The sequence below is a fragment of the Ruegeria lacuscaerulensis genome (genome assembly GCF_013034685.1).
In the GTDB taxonomy this organism is placed as follows: domain Bacteria; phylum Pseudomonadota; class Alphaproteobacteria; order Rhodobacterales; family Rhodobacteraceae; genus Ruegeria; species Ruegeria lacuscaerulensis_B.
The window spans coordinates 1-14937 of record NZ_WQGO01000022.1; the positions used below are offsets into that span (position 1 = coordinate 1).

At 56.4% G+C, this 14937-nt stretch carries 28 protein-coding genes; all 28 read left to right on the forward strand.

Annotated features, from left to right (window positions below):
- Window positions 1–98, forward strand: a 98-nt coding sequence (locus GOV80_RS21805) for an EF-Tu C-terminal domain-related protein (RefSeq protein ID WP_170782973.1), incomplete at its 5' end; no start/stop codon positions are given.
- A gap of 164 nt (window positions 99–262) precedes the next feature.
- Window positions 263–643: a hypothetical protein gene (locus GOV80_RS21810; RefSeq protein WP_170787748.1), complete on the forward strand. Its 381-nt coding sequence runs from the start codon at window positions 263–265 to the stop codon at window positions 641–643.
- 103 nt (window positions 644–746) lie between these two features.
- Window positions 747–941 (forward strand): hypothetical protein, encoded by a 195-nt coding sequence (locus GOV80_RS21815; protein WP_170787750.1) that lies wholly within the window; start codon window positions 747–749, stop codon window positions 939–941.
- A gap of 277 nt (window positions 942–1218) precedes the next feature.
- Entirely contained in the window at window positions 1219–1533 is a 315-nt protein-coding gene (gene rpsJ, locus GOV80_RS21820) for a 30S ribosomal protein S10 (protein ID WP_008756422.1), read from the forward strand.
- Window positions 1534–1551: 18 nt separating this feature from the next.
- Window positions 1552–2277, forward strand: a complete 726-nt coding sequence (rplC, locus tag GOV80_RS21825; RefSeq protein WP_170515968.1) for a 50S ribosomal protein L3 — start codon at window positions 1552–1554, stop codon at window positions 2275–2277.
- Complete coding sequence (rplD, locus tag GOV80_RS21830; protein WP_068340788.1) at window positions 2274–2891, forward strand: 50S ribosomal protein L4; 618 nt, start codon at window positions 2274–2276, stop codon at window positions 2889–2891. Before rplC ends, rplD begins: the two co-directional genes overlap by 4 nt.
- Window positions 2888–3184 (forward strand): 50S ribosomal protein L23, encoded by a 297-nt coding sequence (locus tag GOV80_RS21835; RefSeq protein ID WP_008757532.1) that lies wholly within the window; start codon window positions 2888–2890, stop codon window positions 3182–3184. The genes rplD and GOV80_RS21835 overlap by 4 nt, the downstream gene beginning before the upstream one ends.
- Complete coding sequence (locus tag GOV80_RS21840; RefSeq protein WP_170787752.1) at window positions 3181–3813, forward strand: hypothetical protein; 633 nt, start codon at window positions 3181–3183, stop codon at window positions 3811–3813. The genes GOV80_RS21835 and GOV80_RS21840 overlap by 4 nt, the downstream gene beginning before the upstream one ends.
- 243 nt (window positions 3814–4056) lie before the next feature.
- Window positions 4057–5091 (forward strand): fatty acid desaturase, encoded by a 1035-nt coding sequence (locus GOV80_RS21845; protein WP_170787754.1) that lies wholly within the window; start codon window positions 4057–4059, stop codon window positions 5089–5091.
- 308 nt (window positions 5092–5399) lie between these two features.
- Window positions 5400–6242, forward strand: coding sequence for a 50S ribosomal protein L2 (rplB, locus tag GOV80_RS21850; RefSeq protein WP_170356688.1), 843 nt, complete (start codon window positions 5400–5402; stop codon window positions 6240–6242).
- Window positions 6243–6245: 3 nt separating this feature from the next.
- A complete protein-coding gene (gene rpsS / locus GOV80_RS21855; protein ID WP_005980699.1) occupies window positions 6246–6524 on the forward strand; it encodes a 30S ribosomal protein S19 in 279 nt (92 codons plus the stop codon).
- A gap of 3 nt (window positions 6525–6527) precedes the next feature.
- Window positions 6528–6908, forward strand: a complete 381-nt coding sequence (gene rplV, locus GOV80_RS21860) for a 50S ribosomal protein L22 (RefSeq protein ID WP_039538267.1) — start codon at window positions 6528–6530, stop codon at window positions 6906–6908.
- Complete coding sequence (rpsC, locus tag GOV80_RS21865; protein WP_008758042.1) at window positions 6908–7618, forward strand: 30S ribosomal protein S3; 711 nt, start codon at window positions 6908–6910, stop codon at window positions 7616–7618. The genes rplV and rpsC overlap by 1 nt, the downstream gene beginning before the upstream one ends.
- Before the next feature lie 12 nt (window positions 7619–7630).
- Window positions 7631–8044, forward strand: a complete 414-nt coding sequence (rplP, locus tag GOV80_RS21870; protein WP_058283513.1) for a 50S ribosomal protein L16 — start codon at window positions 7631–7633, stop codon at window positions 8042–8044.
- A 153-nt stretch (window positions 8045–8197) separates the two neighbouring features.
- Window positions 8198–8746 carry an amino acid synthesis family protein gene (locus tag GOV80_RS21875; protein ID WP_170787755.1) on the forward strand — a complete coding sequence of 183 codons (549 nt, stop codon included), beginning with the start codon at window positions 8198–8200 and terminating at the stop codon, window positions 8744–8746.
- 40 nt (window positions 8747–8786) lie between these two features.
- Window positions 8787–9407 (forward strand): 2OG-Fe(II) oxygenase family protein, encoded by a 621-nt coding sequence (locus GOV80_RS21880; RefSeq protein ID WP_170773620.1) that lies wholly within the window; start codon window positions 8787–8789, stop codon window positions 9405–9407.
- Between the two features lie 59 nt (window positions 9408–9466).
- Entirely contained in the window at window positions 9467–10333 is an 867-nt protein-coding gene (locus GOV80_RS21885) for a glycosyltransferase family 92 protein (RefSeq protein ID WP_272871087.1), read from the forward strand.
- Window positions 10334–10515: 182 nt separating this feature from the next.
- Window positions 10516–10722, forward strand: a complete 207-nt coding sequence (rpmC, locus tag GOV80_RS21890) for a 50S ribosomal protein L29 (protein ID WP_010437082.1) — start codon at window positions 10516–10518, stop codon at window positions 10720–10722.
- 4 nt (window positions 10723–10726) lie between these two features.
- Window positions 10727–10957: a 30S ribosomal protein S17 gene (rpsQ, locus tag GOV80_RS21895; RefSeq protein WP_152459158.1), complete on the forward strand. Its 231-nt coding sequence runs from the start codon at window positions 10727–10729 to the stop codon at window positions 10955–10957.
- A gap of 76 nt (window positions 10958–11033) precedes the next feature.
- Window positions 11034–11402 (forward strand): 50S ribosomal protein L14, encoded by a 369-nt coding sequence (rplN, locus tag GOV80_RS21900; protein WP_008757934.1) that lies wholly within the window; start codon window positions 11034–11036, stop codon window positions 11400–11402.
- Window positions 11403–11404: 2 nt separating this feature from the next.
- Window positions 11405–11716 carry a 50S ribosomal protein L24 gene (gene rplX, locus GOV80_RS21905; RefSeq protein ID WP_170356681.1) on the forward strand — a complete coding sequence of 104 codons (312 nt, stop codon included), beginning with the start codon at window positions 11405–11407 and terminating at the stop codon, window positions 11714–11716.
- The gene (rplE, locus tag GOV80_RS21910) at window positions 11709–12269 is read left to right on the forward strand and encodes a 50S ribosomal protein L5 (RefSeq protein ID WP_170755578.1); all 561 of its coding nucleotides are present in this window, start codon (window positions 11709–11711) and stop codon (window positions 12267–12269) included. Before rplX ends, rplE begins: the two co-directional genes overlap by 8 nt.
- A 19-nt stretch (window positions 12270–12288) precedes the next feature.
- Window positions 12289–12594: a 30S ribosomal protein S14 gene (gene rpsN / locus GOV80_RS21915; protein WP_068340744.1), complete on the forward strand. Its 306-nt coding sequence runs from the start codon at window positions 12289–12291 to the stop codon at window positions 12592–12594.
- Between the two features lie 13 nt (window positions 12595–12607).
- Complete coding sequence (rpsH, locus tag GOV80_RS21920; RefSeq protein ID WP_068340741.1) at window positions 12608–13000, forward strand: 30S ribosomal protein S8; 393 nt, start codon at window positions 12608–12610, stop codon at window positions 12998–13000.
- 11 nt (window positions 13001–13011) lie between these two features.
- A complete protein-coding gene (gene rplF, locus GOV80_RS21925) occupies window positions 13012–13545 on the forward strand; it encodes a 50S ribosomal protein L6 (RefSeq protein ID WP_170787757.1) in 534 nt (177 codons plus the stop codon).
- 11 nt (window positions 13546–13556) lie between these two features.
- Window positions 13557–13916 (forward strand): 50S ribosomal protein L18, encoded by a 360-nt coding sequence (gene rplR / locus GOV80_RS21930; protein ID WP_170356678.1) that lies wholly within the window; start codon window positions 13557–13559, stop codon window positions 13914–13916.
- A 116-nt stretch (window positions 13917–14032) separates the two neighbouring features.
- The gene (gene rpsE / locus GOV80_RS21935; RefSeq protein WP_170356677.1) at window positions 14033–14596 is read left to right on the forward strand and encodes a 30S ribosomal protein S5; all 564 of its coding nucleotides are present in this window, start codon (window positions 14033–14035) and stop codon (window positions 14594–14596) included.
- Between the two features lie 13 nt (window positions 14597–14609).
- Complete coding sequence (gene rpmD / locus GOV80_RS21940; RefSeq protein ID WP_074736195.1) at window positions 14610–14798, forward strand: 50S ribosomal protein L30; 189 nt, start codon at window positions 14610–14612, stop codon at window positions 14796–14798.
- Window positions 14799–14937: the final 139 nt, after the last annotated feature.

The window sequence follows — 14937 nt, forward strand, 5'->3', positions numbered from 1 at the left end:
TGATCGCACCGATCGCGATGGAGCAGGGCCTGCGCTTCGCGATCCGCGAAGGCGGCCGCACCGTCGGCGCCGGCGTTGTGTCGAAAATCACTGAGTAATCGGTGAAGGAGATGAGATTATTCGTCGAATAATCTCGGACCCAGCTGGTGAGAATACGGAAGGCCGTCCCTCGGGGCGGCCTTTGTTGTTGTGCCTATCTGGTAGACATTCTGCATATCAAGGTTAGAACAGCCAAAACGAGAGTAAGTGGAATCTTCTGATTATGTGGAAATGGTTGGCTGGCGGCGCTTTGGTGATTGGGATGGGCTACATAGCTTATGACTACTACAGGGCTGGATTTCATACACGGCCTGAGTTGCCGGAAGGCGCCTTTTCGATCTCATTTAAGAGTGGACTTCGTGCGATCCTAGTTGACGTGCCAAATGAAAGGGCTTCGCGGCGTTACTTCGGCTATCCGGTTGAAGTGCCGTTCTATCTCGAAGACGTATGGTCGTATTGCTATCAACCGCCTGATTCAGAGCGGGAACAATTGCGCCAGCAGTTGGGCGACAGACCGGGCGAGCGCATCGAAGGTGTTTGCGAAATAGATGTTGACGGCGACATGGTCGTTAGAGGTGTCGTAACTTCAGTGCCGAAACTGTAGACTGTTCAAGCAATTTGAAAGCTGATCTCGGCATTGGGCCAGCCACATTTTGATATGCCGAGTGCCTCGAATGCGGACATGCGAGAGCAGGGAAAAGTAGATTATGGAAGCAATACTCGCCCTTCTGTTCTGCGTTTTCTTCCTTTGGGTGATCTGGGAACTGTTCGCGCTTGTGGGCGATATGGCCGAACGCCGCGGTCAAGATCGATTGCTTTGGCAGGTGACGGCGATCTTCATCAACCCGTTTGGTGCAATTATCTTGCTTTGGCTATTTGTTTCTGTCCAAGAAAATCGCTAGGCAATCAGCTCTAGGATACATGGTATCAGAGTGAGGCTGAACCGATCTGGTTGTAATGTCCAGATTTTGCAGATGCGTGCATAAGCTGTGAGCCGGGTGAGCGCATCCTATTTGATTAAAACTTCCCCCTTGCCAAACCCCACCAACCCCACTAATACGCGCGAGTTCTCGATAAGAACGTCAAGGCGGGGTGATTCCCGCCTTTTGGGTTCGAAGAGGGTTGGCGATGCGCGTCTGTCCTCCTCTCAACCTCAACGCCTGATAAAAGGCTGTATCTATGCAAAGCCAAAACATCCGTATTCGGCTGAAGGCATTTGACTATCGCGTTCTGGATGCCAGCACGCAAGAGATCGTCAACACTGCCAAGCGGACCGGCGCGAACGTGCGCGGCCCGATCCCGCTGCCGAACAAGATTGAGAAGTTCACGGTTCTCCGTGGCCCTCACGTTGACAAGAAATCCCGCGACCAGTTCGAGATCCGCACGCACAAGCGTCTGCTCGACATCGTTGATCCGACCCCCCAAACCGTTGACGCGCTGATGAAGCTCGACCTCGCTGCTGGTGTGGACGTCGAGATCAAGCTGCAGTCGTAAGATCGGAGGGTATAGATTATGCGCTCTGGTATTATCGCAAAAAAAGTTGGCATGACCCGCCTGTTCATGGAAGACGGCAAGCAGATCCCTGTGACCGTTCTTCACCTGGACAACTTGCAGGTTGTTGCCCAGCGTACCGCTGACAAAGACGGCTACACCGCCGTTCAGCTGGGTGCTGGTGCTGCCAAGGCAAAACGCACCTCGAAAGCCATGCGCGGTCACTATGCTGCTGCAAAGGTCGAGCCCAAGCGTAAGCTGGCCGAGTTCCGCGTCTCCGAAGACGGCCTGATCGATGTGGGTGCCGAGATTTCGGCAGAACACTTCCTGGAAGGTCAGAAAGTTGACGTTTCGGGCACCTCGATCGGTAAAGGCTTTGCCGGTGCGATGAAGCGTTGGAACTTTGGTGGTCTGCGCGCCTCGCACGGTGTTTCGATCAGCCACCGTTCGCACGGTTCGACCGGTCAGTGTCAGGACCCGGGCAAGGTTTTCAAAGGCAAGAAGATGGCCGGTCACATGGGTGCTGCCCGTGTAACCACCCAGAACCTGGAAGTCGTCAAAACCGACGCCGACCGTGGTCTGGTCTTCATCAAAGGCGCCGTTCCCGGACCGAAATCGGGTTGGGTTACCGTTAAGGACGCCGTGAAGAAGAAAGCACCGGAAGGCCTGCCTTTCCCGGCTGCTGTGAAATCGGCTGCAACCGAAGCACCTGCGGAAGAAGCTCCCGCGGAAGGTGGTGAAGCATGAAACTTGATGTAATCAAACTGGACGGCGGCAAAGCCGGCGACATCGAGCTGAACGCCGATCTGTTCGGCCTGGAGCCGCGCGCGGACATTCTGCACCGTGTGGTCCGTTGGCAGCGCAACAACGCGCAGGCCGGCACCCACAAGGTCAAGACCCGCTCGGAAACCAGCTACTCGACCAAGAAGATCTATCGCCAGAAGGGCACCGGTGGCGCACGCCATGGTGACCGTAACGCACCGATCTTCCGCAAGGGTGGTATCTACAAGGGCCCGACCCCGCGTTCGCACGGCCACGACCTGCCGAAGAAGTTCCGCAAGCTTGGCCTGCGCCACGCTCTGTCGGCCAAAGCCAAGGCTGGTGAACTGGTTGTGATCGAAAACGCCGAAGCCGAAGGCAAGACCGCTGCTCTGGCCAAACAGGTTGCAAACCTGGGCTGGAAACGCGCTCTGGTCATCGACGGCGCGACCGTGAACGAAGGGTTCCTGAAAGCGTCCAAGAACATCGAAGGTCTGGATATCCTGCCGTCGATGGGCGCAAACGTCTATGACATCCTCAAGCGTGACACTCTGGTGCTCACCAAAGCGGCTGTCGAAGCACTGGAGGCTCGTCTGAAATGAGCGCGAAGGCAGAACACTACGACGTGATCCGCAAGCCGATCATCACCGAGAAGTCGACCATGGCGTCCGAGAACGGCGCGGTTGTCTTTGAAGTGGCGATCGACAGCAACAAGCCGCAGATCAAAGAGGCCGTTGAGGCGCTGTTTGGTGTGAAGGTCAAAGCGGTGAACACCACCGTGACCAAAGGCAAGGTCAAGCGGTTCCGCGGCCAGCTGGGTCGTCGGAAAGACGTCAAAAAAGCATATGTGACCCTGGAAGAGGGCAACACAATCGACGTGAGCACCGGTCTTTGATCCGACGCTTACTGCGAGCATTCACGGCCCCGGCGGTTCAACCCGCCGGGGCCGATTTCGTTTCGGATCCTGATACTGTGCGCGCGCAGGTGCTGGATCAAATGCGGGTGTTCAGCGCTGAGCCCTATTTCCAGATCGCTGATGAACAGCTGGGGCTGCTGTCCGTCTTCGATGATCTGAAATATGACCGGGCGGATGTGGACATGATCTCTCCGGCGATGCGCAAGCATGTGGTCGGCAAGCTTGGTCCGCTAGGATTCCGCCAAACCTCCGGCACGGTATTGGAGCATGCCGAGGCTGATATGCGCGTGCACATCCCCAAGTTCCACGCCCTCGGCGCTTCGCCCTTCGACATCGCACGCTATACCGAGAAACGCCCGCAGGATTACTGCCTGCTGACGCCCACGCAGGTGGCCTGTCAGTACGTGGATTATTACGCGCTGGACGACGCCGTACAGCGGATCGAGGCGCTGATTGCGAAGCACCCGATCAATCTGCTGAAACTGGCGGATTATCTGGAAGGAAAACCCAAACACCGCGCCTTTCGCGAGGTGCTGGGCCATATCAAGCTCAAGCAGCGGATTGCGGTGGAGTCCGAGCCGCTCTGTAGAAGACGCTCGCTAGGTTGAGGGTTTTCCTGACCCCTCAGAAACACGTCAAAGCTGGAAGTGGATAACGCTCATCGACTTGTCCAGCGGCCCCTTATAGGATCATCTTTGGGGCGAGGAACGAGGCCAGCACACGTGAAGGTCGTTCTTAAGCAGCGACACCGAAATTTGAGCGTGAAATTCTCTAATTTTGAACAATTCACTTGCTATGTCGGGCGGGTAGTCTATCCGGCTTCAAACAAGCAAAAAAGACATGGCAGGCGTATGACCGAAACCTCTCTCTCAACCCGGGCAAACCCCACTACAACCGCTGCGCGGGATTGGGTGTCGACGCTTGCCAAATACCGTGAGCCAAATCAATGGCGCAGTTCCTTTGAACTGAGTGTCAGCATTATTCCATTCTTTGTGCTGTGGGCGCTGTCCTGGATGGCGCTTTCCGTCAGTTATTGGTTGGCGTTTGCGATTGCGGTCTTGAATGCCGCCTTCCTGCTGCGCCTGTTTGCGATCCAGCATGATTGCGGGCACGGGGCGTTCTTCAAGAACCGGACAGTCAGCGACTGGGTTGGACGGGCGATAGGGGTGCTGACCCTGACACCCTATGATGTCTGGCGCCGCACGCATTCTTACCATCACAACAGCTCGGGTAACTTGGACAAACGGGGAATGGGCGATATCCACACGCTGACAGTGGCGGAGTATCAATCCAAGACCCCCATTAACCGGTTCTGGTATCGTGTTTGCCGAAATCCCGTCACACTTTTTATTCTTGGCCCCAGCTATCTGTTCTTGTTCCAAAACCGCTTGCCGTTGGGGTTGACTGATAGCGCTCGGTTCTGGGTCAGTGCGATGGGCACCAATGTCGCTATTCTGGCCGCGCTTCTGGCTGTCTACTACTTTGGCGGCCTAATGCCGGTCCTGCTGATCTTTTTGCCCTCAACCCTGATTGCGGCAACTGCCGGAGTGTGGTTGTTTTATGTGCAGCACCAATTCGAAGAAACGCATTGGGATGCGGACGAGGATTGGCAATTGCACGAGGCCGCTCTGCGCGGTAGCTCGCATTATGTCCTGCCGCCCGTGTTGCAGTGGTTCAGCGCCAATATTGGTATCCACCACGTGCACCATCTGTACAGTCGTATTCCTTTCTACCGCCTTACCGAGGTGCTGCGAGATCACGACGAATTGGCAAACAGCAACCAGATGACCATCCGTGAAAGCCTTGCAAACGCGCGGTTGCACCTTTGGGACGAGAAGCATCGCCGCCTGTTGTCCTTCGCTGAGGCGCGCATACTGTATCAGTGAAGTGGCTGACGACTTAGGTTCTAGGACTGTTTGCGCAAAGCAAACTGACCGAGCGACTTTAGGAAATGAAACCTAGGGCAAATGTTTCGGTAGCGTTTTCTTCGGTCTCCATCAGAATCTTTGGCAGCATACTATAGACACCCACCCCCAACACTGCTAAACGCTCCCAATCTTACGGCCTCGGATTCGTTCCGGGGCCTCTGATATTTGTAACCGGGGACCTTCGGGGCCCTATACCCTTGGCACCTACGGGGGCCTATCACATAGCGGGGAAACACCCTGCACTTGCTAAACGGAAGACAGAAAGCATGGCACTCAAGTCGTACAAGCCGACGACGCCGGGCCAGCGCGGGCTGGTGCTGATCGACCGTTCGGAGCTTTGGAAAGGACGTCCGGTCAAGTCTCTCACAGAGGGTTTGACCAAATCGGGCGGCCGGAACAACACCGGACGGATCACTTCACGCCGCCGCGGCGGTGGCGCAAAGCGTCTCTACCGGATCGTTGACTTCAAACGGAACAAATTTGATGTCGCGGCAACCGTCGAGCGGATCGAATATGACCCGAACCGGACCGCATTCATCGCACTGGTAAAATACGAAGACGGCGAGCAGGCATATATCCTGGCTCCGCAGCGTCTGGCTGTTGGTGACAAAGTCATCGCGTCGGCAAAAGCTGACATCAAGCCGGGCAACGCAATGCCGTTCTCGGGCATGCCTATTGGTACCATCGTCCACAACATCGAGATGAAGCCTGGTAAAGGCGGTCAGATCGCTCGAGCGGCCGGTACTTACGCTCAGTTCGTTGGTCGCGATGGCGGCTACGCTCAGATCCGTCTGAGCTCGGGTGAGCTGCGCATGGTCCGTCAGGAATGCATGGCCACCGTTGGTGCCGTGTCCAACCCCGACAACTCAAACCAGAACCTCGGTAAAGCCGGTCGTATGCGCCACAAGGGCGTTCGTCCGTCGGTTCGTGGTGTTGCAATGAACCCGATCGATCACCCGCACGGTGGTGGTGAAGGTCGTACCTCGGGTGGCCGTACACCGGTTACACCTTGGGGTAAGGACACCAAGGGTAAGCGTACCCGCAACAAGAACAAAGCGTCCCAGAAGCTGATCATCCGCTCGCGGCACGCCAAGAAGAAGGGACGTTAATCTATGTCTCGCTCTGTTTGGAAGGGTCCTTTCGTCGATGCTTATGTGCTTAAGAAAGCCGAAGCAGCGCGCGAGTCGGGCCGCAACGAAGTCATCAAAATCTGGTCGCGTCGTTCCACCATTCTGCCCCAGTTCGTGGGTCTGACCTTTGGTGTGTATAACGGCCAGAAGCACATTCCCGTAAACGTCTCGGAAGACATGATCGGTCAGAAGTTCGGTGAATACTCGCCGACCCGTACCTATTATGGCCACGCCGCAGACAAAAAAGCGAAGCGGAAGTAAGTCATGGGCAAGGAAAAGAACCCCCGCCGCGTGGCTGAAAACGAAGCAATGGCGAAAACCCGCATGCTTCGCACCAGCCCGCAGAAACTGAACCTGGTTGCGCAAATGATCCGCGGCAAGAAAGTTGAGAAGGCTTTGACCGACCTGACTTTCTCGAACAAGCGTGTCGCGCAGGATGTCAAGAAGTGCCTGCAGTCCGCAATCGCGAATGCCGAAAACAACCACAACCTGGACGTTGACGAGCTGATCGTCGCCGAAGCATGGGTTGGCAAGAACCTGGTCATGAAGCGCGGTCGCCCGCGTGCCCGTGGCCGTTTTGGCAAAATCATGAAGCCGTTCTCGGAGATCACCATCAAGGTGCGTCAAGTTGAGGAGCAAGCCTAATGGGTCATAAAGTAAATCCGATCGGCATGCGCCTGCAGGTGAACCGCACCTGGGACAGCCGCTGGTACGCCGACACCAAGGACTACGGTGATCTTCTGCTGGAAGACCTCAAGATCCGTGAGTTCATCAACAAAGAGTGCAAGCAGGCCGGTGTTGCCCGTGTGATCATCGAACGTCCGCACAAAAAGTGCCGCGTTACGATCCACACCGCACGTCCCGGTGTCATCATCGGCAAGAAAGGTGCAGACATCGAAGTTCTGCGCAAAAAGCTTGCTCGCATGACCGACAGCGAACTGCACCTGAACATCGTCGAAGTGCGCAAGCCCGAGCTTGACGCGCAGCTGGTTGCCGAGTCCATCGCTCAGCAGCTGGAACGTCGTGTTTCGTTCCGTCGCGCCATGAAGCGCTCGGTTCAGAACGCCATGCGCATGGGCGCCCTGGGTATCCGGGTGAACGTCGCGGGTCGTCTGGGCGGCGCCGAAATCGCACGGACCGAGTGGTACCGCGAAGGCCGCGTGCCTCTGCACACTCTGCGTGCCGACATCGATTACGCACATGCCGAAGCGATGACCCCCTACGGGATCATCGGGATCAAGGTCTGGATCTTCAAAGGTGAGATCATGGAGCACGATCCGCAGGCACGTGACCGTAAAGCACAGGAACTCCAGGACGGCCCTGCACCTCGTGGTGCTGGTGGCGGTCGTCGCTAAGGAGGGAAAGATATGCTTCAACCAAAGCGTACTAAATTCCGCAAGATGCACAAAGGCCGGATCAAGGGTCTCGCCAAGGGCGGCTCTGATCTGAACTTTGGCACCTACGGCCTCAAAGCTCTTGAGCCTGAGCGTGTAACTGCACGCCAGATCGAAGCTGCACGTCGTGCCATGACGCGTCACATGAAGCGTCAGGGCCGCGTCTGGATCCGCATCTTCCCCGACACTCCGGTCACTGCAAAGCCGATCGAAGTTCGTATGGGTAAAGGTAAAGGTTCGGTCGACCGCTGGGCATGCAAAGTCAAGCCTGGCCGCGTGATGTTCGAGATCGACGGCGTCAATGACGACATCGCGCGTGAGGCCCTGCGCCTGGCCGCGATGAAGCTGCCGATCAAGACTCGCGTCGTGGTTCGCGAAGACTGGTAAGCGATCAGGGGGCAACCCCGTTCGTGACAAGATTGACCCCCGTCGGGAAGCCGGCGGGGGTTTTCTGTTGCGCTTGTGAAGTTAAGGGCCGCAAAAACCGTCGACCTCTTCCTATCGCGCCCCTAGGCTGCCCGGTAGAAATGGGAGGGCCCTATGGTTCAGCTGCGCAAAAAGATGTTCATCAAGGAAATCATAACCACCGATCAGTTGGGCCAGCCCTGCGATCCGATCAGCCGGGTTGCTGCTCTGGCGGTGTTCATGAACCCTCTGGCTGGACGGTTCTCGGATGACCTTTCAGAGTTGTTTGAGATTGGTGCGCTTCTTGGCCCGGACCTCGCATCCGAAGCGATATCCCAACTGGACGGTGCGCCGGTATCCTACGGTAAGGCAGCGATCATCGGCGTGAACGGCGATCTTGAACAGGGCGGGGCGGTGATCCACCCCAAACTCGGTGCTCCCATGCGCGCGGCGGCGGGCGGAGGCGAGGCGGTTATCCCCTCGAATGCCAAATTAGGCGCGCCGGGTTGCGCGATTGATCTGCCACTGGGGCATAAAGATAACCCGTGGTCGTTCGACCATTTCGACACTATGACGCTGAACATTCCAGACGCGCCGAAACCGGATGAGATCGTACTGTGCCTCGCCTATGCTGATGGCGGCCGCCCAATTCCCCGCTGTGGCAAAGGACCCGTCAAAAGCTAATCGACTGGCCTTGTAGAAAACACTGCGGTATGCCCGGCCCATGGCACAGATTGAATCACTCTTCGTAACCCGTCTCTACCGCGCGTCTCTTTCCGAGTTCGATCCCAAGATCGACGCTCAGGAATTGGAAAGCTCTTGCCTTGTTATCGCCGAGGATGATGAGGCGGGGCAGGAATGGTGCGAAGAGAACGGCTATCCCGGCTATACCAGTTATGCTTCGCTGACCGACCTGCCGTGGCGGTTCCCGATTTTCGCCGATCTGGTCGCTGCCTTGGATCAGCACGTCGCCGCTTTTGCCAAGGATTTGGAGTTCGATCTGGGTGAGGGCGCGTTGAAGCTGGAAGACCTGTGGATCAACATCCTGCCCGAGGGCGGAATGCATTCCAGCCACCTGCACCCGCACAGCGTAATCTCGGGCACGACCTATGTAGCGATGCCCGAGGGGGCGAGTGCGTTGAAGCTGGAGGATCCCCGCTCGGGTCGCATGATGGCTGCGCCGACGCGCGTTAAAGGCGGGCGGAGGGATTTGCAGCCGTTCATCTATATGAAGCCGCAGGTGGGGGACGTGCTGCTGTGGGAAAGCTGGCTGCGCCACGAGGTGCCGATGAACATGGCCGAGGATGAGCGGATCAGTGTCAGCTTTAACTACAAGTGGGAGTGATGACACTTACCTCAGGCGCGAGCATTTTTCAATAAACATCCAGATTGTACGTGATCAAGATGAGATCGAGCACAATACTTCACAAACTCAACAATCTGTATCTTTGGGCCAGGTTCTGGAATCATAGGAGAAAGGTTCGTAGGAATGAGCTTGCCAAGGCTAAAACTCAGAACTCCAACAAGAACCGCCTTTGCGTACTTGGAACAGCAAAAAACGAGGCCTTGAATTTGGCCGAGTGGGTCGAGCACTACGCACAGCAGGGTGCCGACAAAGTATTTCTTATCGATAATGGAAGTACAGACAACTCGATGGAAGTAATTTCGAGCTTCCTAAGTTCTGGTTTCGTAGAAGTTGTCAGTCTCCCCCAAAAACACAAGCAAGTGGCTCATTATTGGAAGGCATTCCAAAAATTTCAGGTTCCGCAGTTGTTTGAGTGGATGTTGGTTGCTGACGTTGATGAGTTTTGGTTCTGCAAAGATGGGGCCAAGCTGGTTGATGCGTTAGAGCAGTTTGACGATGTGGACGTTGTTTATGCGAACTGGACGGTCTTTGGTACTTCAGGTCACAAAGAACATCCCAACAGCTTGAGAAAAAATCTGGTCAAACGAAAACCCGGTTTGAGCCCACACAAATGGCGAAAGTACCTTGTGAGGACGTCAGTCCCGAAAAAACTAGGGGATATCGGGGTACACTATGTACGCGGCGCGGATTCATGCCGCACGATCTCTGACAACGAGACCTTCCAGATTAACCATTATCAGTTTCAAAGCCTACATTACTGGAAAAACGTTAAGTTGACTCGGGGAGACGCTGATAAATTCCACCAAGATCACAGTCGAAAACTCCAACATCTCATCGACTTTGACAAACTGTGCACGGAGTTGGACACGCAGCTTGCAGATAGACTCCGATCGCTCGAATCGTAGAAGGGCTCGAAGATTGGAGTCTTTCAAACTTCCTCTTGCCACCCACCCCCCAAACCCTTATACGGCGGCATCTTGCGGTCTCCCGGCGTTGTCGGGCGATTCGTATGTCTATCATTCATCCACCAGGTCAAAGGTGACCCGAGTACGGGGCCTTCTGGTGTTTTGAGCAAAGGAAAAAGGCGATGAACGCCCAAGAACTGCGTGACAAGACCCCGGACCAGCTCCGCGAGGAACTGGCCAACCTGAAGAAAGAAAGCTTTAACCTGCGCTTTCAACAGGCAACCGGTCAGCTGGAAAACACTGCTGGTATCAAAGCGGCCCGCCGCAACGCTGCCCGCGTCAAAACCATTCTGAACGAAAAGGCCGCTGCTGCGGCATCGGAGGAGTAATCCTATGCCCAAGCGTATCCTGTCCGGCGTGGTAACTAGCGACGCCAACGAGCAAACCGTAACCGTTTCGGTTGAGCGTCGTTTCAAGCACCCGCTGCTGCACAAAACCGTTCGTAAGTCCAAGAAATACCGGGCTCATGACGAAAAGAACGCCTTCAAGGTCGGCGACACCGTACGCATTATCGAATGCGCGCCGAAATCGAAGACGAAACGTTGGGAAGTTCTGGAAGCGTAAGCTTCCGGGATTTTCCCATTTGTCGAAACCCTGGGGGATCTAATCAGACCAGCCCCCACAGGTCGGGAGAAACCACATGATCCAGATGCAGACCAATCTGGATGTCGCTGACAACTCCGGCGCACGCCGAGTTCAGTGCATCAAGGTCCTGGGTGGTTCCAAGCGTAAATACGCCTCCGTCGGCGACATCATTGTCGTCTCGGTGAAGGAAGCCATCCCGCGCGGCCGCGTAAAGAAAGGGGACGTCCGCAAGGCCGTCGTCGTACGCACCGCCAAGGAAGTCCGTCGCGAAGACGGCACCGCGATCCGTTTTGATCGCAACGCCGCCGTCATCCTGAACAACAACAACGAGCCAGTCGGTACCCGTATCTTTGGCCCCGTTGTTCGCGAACTGCGCGGCAAGAACTTCATGAAAATCATCTCGCTGGCTCCGGAGGTGCTGTAATCATGGCTGCTAAACTCCGCAAAGGCGACAAGGTCGTCGTGCTGGCCGGCAAGGACAAGGGCAAAGAGGGAACCATTTCCTCGGTTGACCCCAAAGCCGGTAAAGCTGTTGTCGAAGGCATCAACATTGCCATCCGTCACACCCGTCAGTCGCAAACTTCGCAAGGTGGTCGTCTGCCTCAGGCAAACCCGATCCAACTGTCGAACCTGGCGCTGCTGGACAAAAACGGCAAAGCAACCCGCGTTGGCTTCCGCATGGAAGGTGACAAGAAGGTGCGCTTCGCCAAGACCACAGGGGACGTGATCGATGCTTGATTCCGCAACCTACACCCCGCGTCTGAAAGCTCAGTACGTTGAAACCATCCGGGCCGCTCTGAAAGAAGAGTTCGGCTACAAGAACGACATGCAGCTGCCCAAGCTGGAGAAAATCGTTCTGAACATCGGTTGTGGTGCTGAGGCGGTCAAAGATTCGAAGAAAGCGAAAGCTGCTGTCGAAGATCTGACTGCGATTGCTGGTCAAAAGGCCGTTGCAACCAAGGCGAAGAAGTCGATCGCGGGTTTCCGCGTCCGTGAAGACATGCCGCTGGGCGCGAAAGTGACCCTGCGCGGTGACCGGATGTACGAATTCCTGGATCGCCTGATCACCATCGCGCTGCCGCGCGTTCGTGACTTCCGCGGTGTTAAGCCGTCTTTCGATGGTCAGGGCAACTTTGCCATGGGCATGAAAGAGCACATCGTGTTCCCGGAAATCGACTTCGACAAGGTCGACGAGGTCTGGGGCCTGGATATCGTAATTGCCACCACAGCGAAAACCGACGCTGAAGCAAAGAGCCTGTTGAAAGCTTTCAACATGCCCTTCAACGCTTAAGCGCCGCGAGGATTGAGACATGGCTAAAAAAGCAATGATCGAACGCGAAAAGAAGCGCGAACGCCTGGTGGCCAAATATGCCGCAAAGCGTGCCGAGCTGAAAGAAATCGCGAATGACGAGAGCCGCCCGATGGAAGAGCGTTTCAAAGCGCGTCTGAAACTGGCGAAACTGCCGCGCAACAGCTCGGCTACCCGTCTGCACAACCGTTGTCAGCTGACCGGTCGTCCCCACGCTTACTATCGTAAGCTGAAGGTCAGCCGTATCGCGCTGCGCGAGCTGGGTTCTGCTGGTCAGATCCCCGGCATGGTGAAATCGAGCTGGTAAGGGAGACATAGATATGAATGATCCTATCGGCGATATGCTCACCCGTATCCGCAACGCGCAAATGCGCGGCAAGTCCACCGTTTCCACCCCGGCTTCCAAGCTGCGTGGCTGGGTTCTGGACGTGCTGGCGGACGAAGGCTACATCCGTGGTTATGAAAAGACGACCGGTGAAAACGGTCATCCGGCCATCGAAATCAGCCTGAAATACTACGAAGGCACCCCTGTTATTCGCGAACTGAAGCGGGTTTCGAAACCCGGTCGTCGCGTCTACATGGGCGTCAATGACATCCCGCAGGTCCGTCAGGGTCTGGGCGTGTCGATTGTCAGCACTCCGAAAGGTGTGATGTCGGACGCAAACGCTCGCTCCAACAATGTTGGCGGCGAAGTGCTCTGCACCGTCTTCTAAGGAGGTCTGCAATGTCTCGTATTGGTAAAAAACCGGTCGAGCTGCCCAGCGGCGTTACCGCCTCTGTGTCCGGCCAGACCATCGAAGTGAAAGGTCCGAAAGGCACCCGCAGCTTCACCGCCACCGACGACGTTACACTGTCGGTTGAAGACAACGTGGTCAAGATCGACCCCCGTGGCATGTCCAAGCGTGCCCGCCAGCAGTGGGGCATGAGCCGCACCATGGTTGCCAACCTGGTAACCGGTGTGACGACTGGCTTCAAAAAAGAGCTGGAGATCCAGGGTGTTGGTTACCGGGCTCAGATGCAGGGCAACACCCTGAAGCTGAACCTGGGCTACAGCCACGATGTTGATTTCACTGCTCCGCAAGGTGTCACCATCACCGCGCCGAAGCAGACCGAAATCGTTGTGGAAGGTATCGACCAGCAGCAGGTGGGCGAAGTCGCGGCCAAAATCCGCGAATGGCGCCGTCCCGAGCCGTACAAAGGCAAGGGCATCCGCTACAAGGGCGAGTTCATCTTCCGCAAGGAAGGCAAGAAGAAGTAAGGACGCAGACAATGGCAAACAGCAAAAGAACCCTGTTTCTGAAGCGCCGCCTGCGCGTTCGGAACAAACTTCGCAAAGTCAACGCCGGCCGCGTACGCCTGTCGGTTCACCGTTCGAACAAGAACATCAGCGTTCAGCTGATCGACGACGTTCGTGGCGTGACCCTGGCCGCAGCCTCGACCCTGGAAAAAGATCTGGGTGTTGTTGGCAAGAACAACGTCGAAGCGGCCACCAAAGTGGGCGCGGCCATCGCCGAGCGTGCCAAGAAGGCGGGCGTCGAAGAGGCCTATTTCGATCGTGGTGGCTTCCTGTTCCACGGCAAGGTGAAGGCAGTCGCCGACGCCGCGCGTGAAGGTGGTCTGAAGATCTAAGACCTGCGGGCAGCTTGACGGCTGCCCCGATGATCCGGGGGCCCTGACGTCAGTCGGGGCTCACTTGGATTGACGAAAACGGCGCCGTATGCGCCACATGAGAAAAGGGATGCCAAATGGCAGAACGTGAAAACCGTCGGGGCCGTGGCCGCGACCGTGAAGAAGCACCGGAATTTGCAGATCGCCTGGTAGCAATCAACCGCGTGTCGAAAACCGTTAAAGGTGGTAAGCGCTTTGGCTTCGCCGCTCTGGTGGTTGTCGGCGATCAGAAAGGCCGCGTCGGCTTTGGTAAAGGTAAAGCGAAAGAAGTACCTGAGGCCATCCGTAAGGCGACTGAGCAAGCCAAGCGTCAGATGATCCGCGTGCAACTGCGCGAAGGTCGTACTCTGCACCACGACATCGAGGGCCGTCACGGCGCTGGTAAGGTGGTTATGCGCACCGCACCTGAAGGTACTGGTATCATCGCCGGTGGTCCGATGCGTGCCGTGTTCGAAATGCTGGGCGTGAAGGACGTTGTGTCCAAGTCGCTGGGCTCGCAGAATCCGTACAACATGATCCGCGCCACCATCAACGGCCTGCAGAAAGAGCAGAGCCCGCGTTCGGTCGCCGCACGTCGTGGCAAAAAAGTTGCTGACATCCTGCCCAAGCGGGACGAAGCACCGGCTGAAGCCGAAGCGTAAGGAGTAGCGTACCATGGCAAAAACCATCGTCGTCAAGCAGATCGGTTCCCCGATCCGCCGCCCCGCCGAACAGCGCGCAACCCTGATCGGTCTGGGCCTGAACAAGATGCACCGCACCCGTGAGCTGGAGGATACACCTTCGGTCCGCGGCATGGTCAACAAGATCCCGCATCTGGTCGAGATCATCGAAGAGCGCGGCTAAGCGCTGCATCTGTTAAGAATTGAAAGGCCCCCGTTGCTAGCGGGGGCCTTTTTTGCTTCAGAACTTGTTTATCCGCTCGGAGCCGATGTCGTTGAAAAAGTCGTTCGTTTTTGCGTCTTGGTGTTCTGCGTTGTCTATA

Bases quoted from the DNA above. Each gene is read 5' to 3' on its own strand.
- GOV80_RS21810 (WP_170787748.1), top strand. From the start codon at position 263: ATGTGGAAATGGTTGGCTGGCGGCGCTTTGGTGATTGGGATGGGCTAC.
- GOV80_RS21815 (WP_170787750.1), top strand. From the start codon at position 747: ATGGAAGCAATACTCGCCCTTCTGTTCTGCGTTTTCTTCCTTTGGGTG.
- rpsJ (WP_008756422.1), top strand. From the start codon at position 1,219: ATGCAAAGCCAAAACATCCGTATTCGGCTGAAGGCATTTGACTATCGC.
- rplC (WP_170515968.1), top strand. From the start codon at position 1,552: ATGCGCTCTGGTATTATCGCAAAAAAAGTTGGCATGACCCGCCTGTTC.
- rplD (WP_068340788.1), top strand. From the start codon at position 2,274: ATGAAACTTGATGTAATCAAACTGGACGGCGGCAAAGCCGGCGACATC.
- GOV80_RS21835 (WP_008757532.1), top strand. From the start codon at position 2,888: ATGAGCGCGAAGGCAGAACACTACGACGTGATCCGCAAGCCGATCATC.
- GOV80_RS21845 (WP_170787754.1), top strand. From the start codon at position 4,057: ATGACCGAAACCTCTCTCTCAACCCGGGCAAACCCCACTACAACCGCT.
- rplB (WP_170356688.1), top strand. From the start codon at position 5,400: ATGGCACTCAAGTCGTACAAGCCGACGACGCCGGGCCAGCGCGGGCTG.
- rpsS (WP_005980699.1), top strand. From the start codon at position 6,246: ATGTCTCGCTCTGTTTGGAAGGGTCCTTTCGTCGATGCTTATGTGCTT.
- rplV (WP_039538267.1), top strand. From the start codon at position 6,528: ATGGGCAAGGAAAAGAACCCCCGCCGCGTGGCTGAAAACGAAGCAATG.
- rpsC (WP_008758042.1), top strand. From the start codon at position 6,908: ATGGGTCATAAAGTAAATCCGATCGGCATGCGCCTGCAGGTGAACCGC.
- rplP (WP_058283513.1), top strand. From the start codon at position 7,631: ATGCTTCAACCAAAGCGTACTAAATTCCGCAAGATGCACAAAGGCCGG.
- GOV80_RS21875 (WP_170787755.1), top strand. From the start codon at position 8,198: ATGGTTCAGCTGCGCAAAAAGATGTTCATCAAGGAAATCATAACCACC.
- GOV80_RS21880 (WP_170773620.1), top strand. From the start codon at position 8,787: ATGGCACAGATTGAATCACTCTTCGTAACCCGTCTCTACCGCGCGTCT.
- GOV80_RS21885 (WP_272871087.1), top strand. From the start codon at position 9,467: ATGAGATCGAGCACAATACTTCACAAACTCAACAATCTGTATCTTTGG.
- rpmC (WP_010437082.1), top strand. From the start codon at position 10,516: ATGAACGCCCAAGAACTGCGTGACAAGACCCCGGACCAGCTCCGCGAG.
- rpsQ (WP_152459158.1), top strand. From the start codon at position 10,727: ATGCCCAAGCGTATCCTGTCCGGCGTGGTAACTAGCGACGCCAACGAG.
- rplN (WP_008757934.1), top strand. From the start codon at position 11,034: ATGATCCAGATGCAGACCAATCTGGATGTCGCTGACAACTCCGGCGCA.
- rplX (WP_170356681.1), top strand. From the start codon at position 11,405: ATGGCTGCTAAACTCCGCAAAGGCGACAAGGTCGTCGTGCTGGCCGGC.
- rplE (WP_170755578.1), top strand. From the start codon at position 11,709: ATGCTTGATTCCGCAACCTACACCCCGCGTCTGAAAGCTCAGTACGTT.
- rpsN (WP_068340744.1), top strand. From the start codon at position 12,289: ATGGCTAAAAAAGCAATGATCGAACGCGAAAAGAAGCGCGAACGCCTG.
- rpsH (WP_068340741.1), top strand. From the start codon at position 12,608: ATGAATGATCCTATCGGCGATATGCTCACCCGTATCCGCAACGCGCAA.
- rplF (WP_170787757.1), top strand. From the start codon at position 13,012: ATGTCTCGTATTGGTAAAAAACCGGTCGAGCTGCCCAGCGGCGTTACC.
- rplR (WP_170356678.1), top strand. From the start codon at position 13,557: ATGGCAAACAGCAAAAGAACCCTGTTTCTGAAGCGCCGCCTGCGCGTT.
- rpsE (WP_170356677.1), top strand. From the start codon at position 14,033: ATGGCAGAACGTGAAAACCGTCGGGGCCGTGGCCGCGACCGTGAAGAA.
- rpmD (WP_074736195.1), top strand. From the start codon at position 14,610: ATGGCAAAAACCATCGTCGTCAAGCAGATCGGTTCCCCGATCCGCCGC.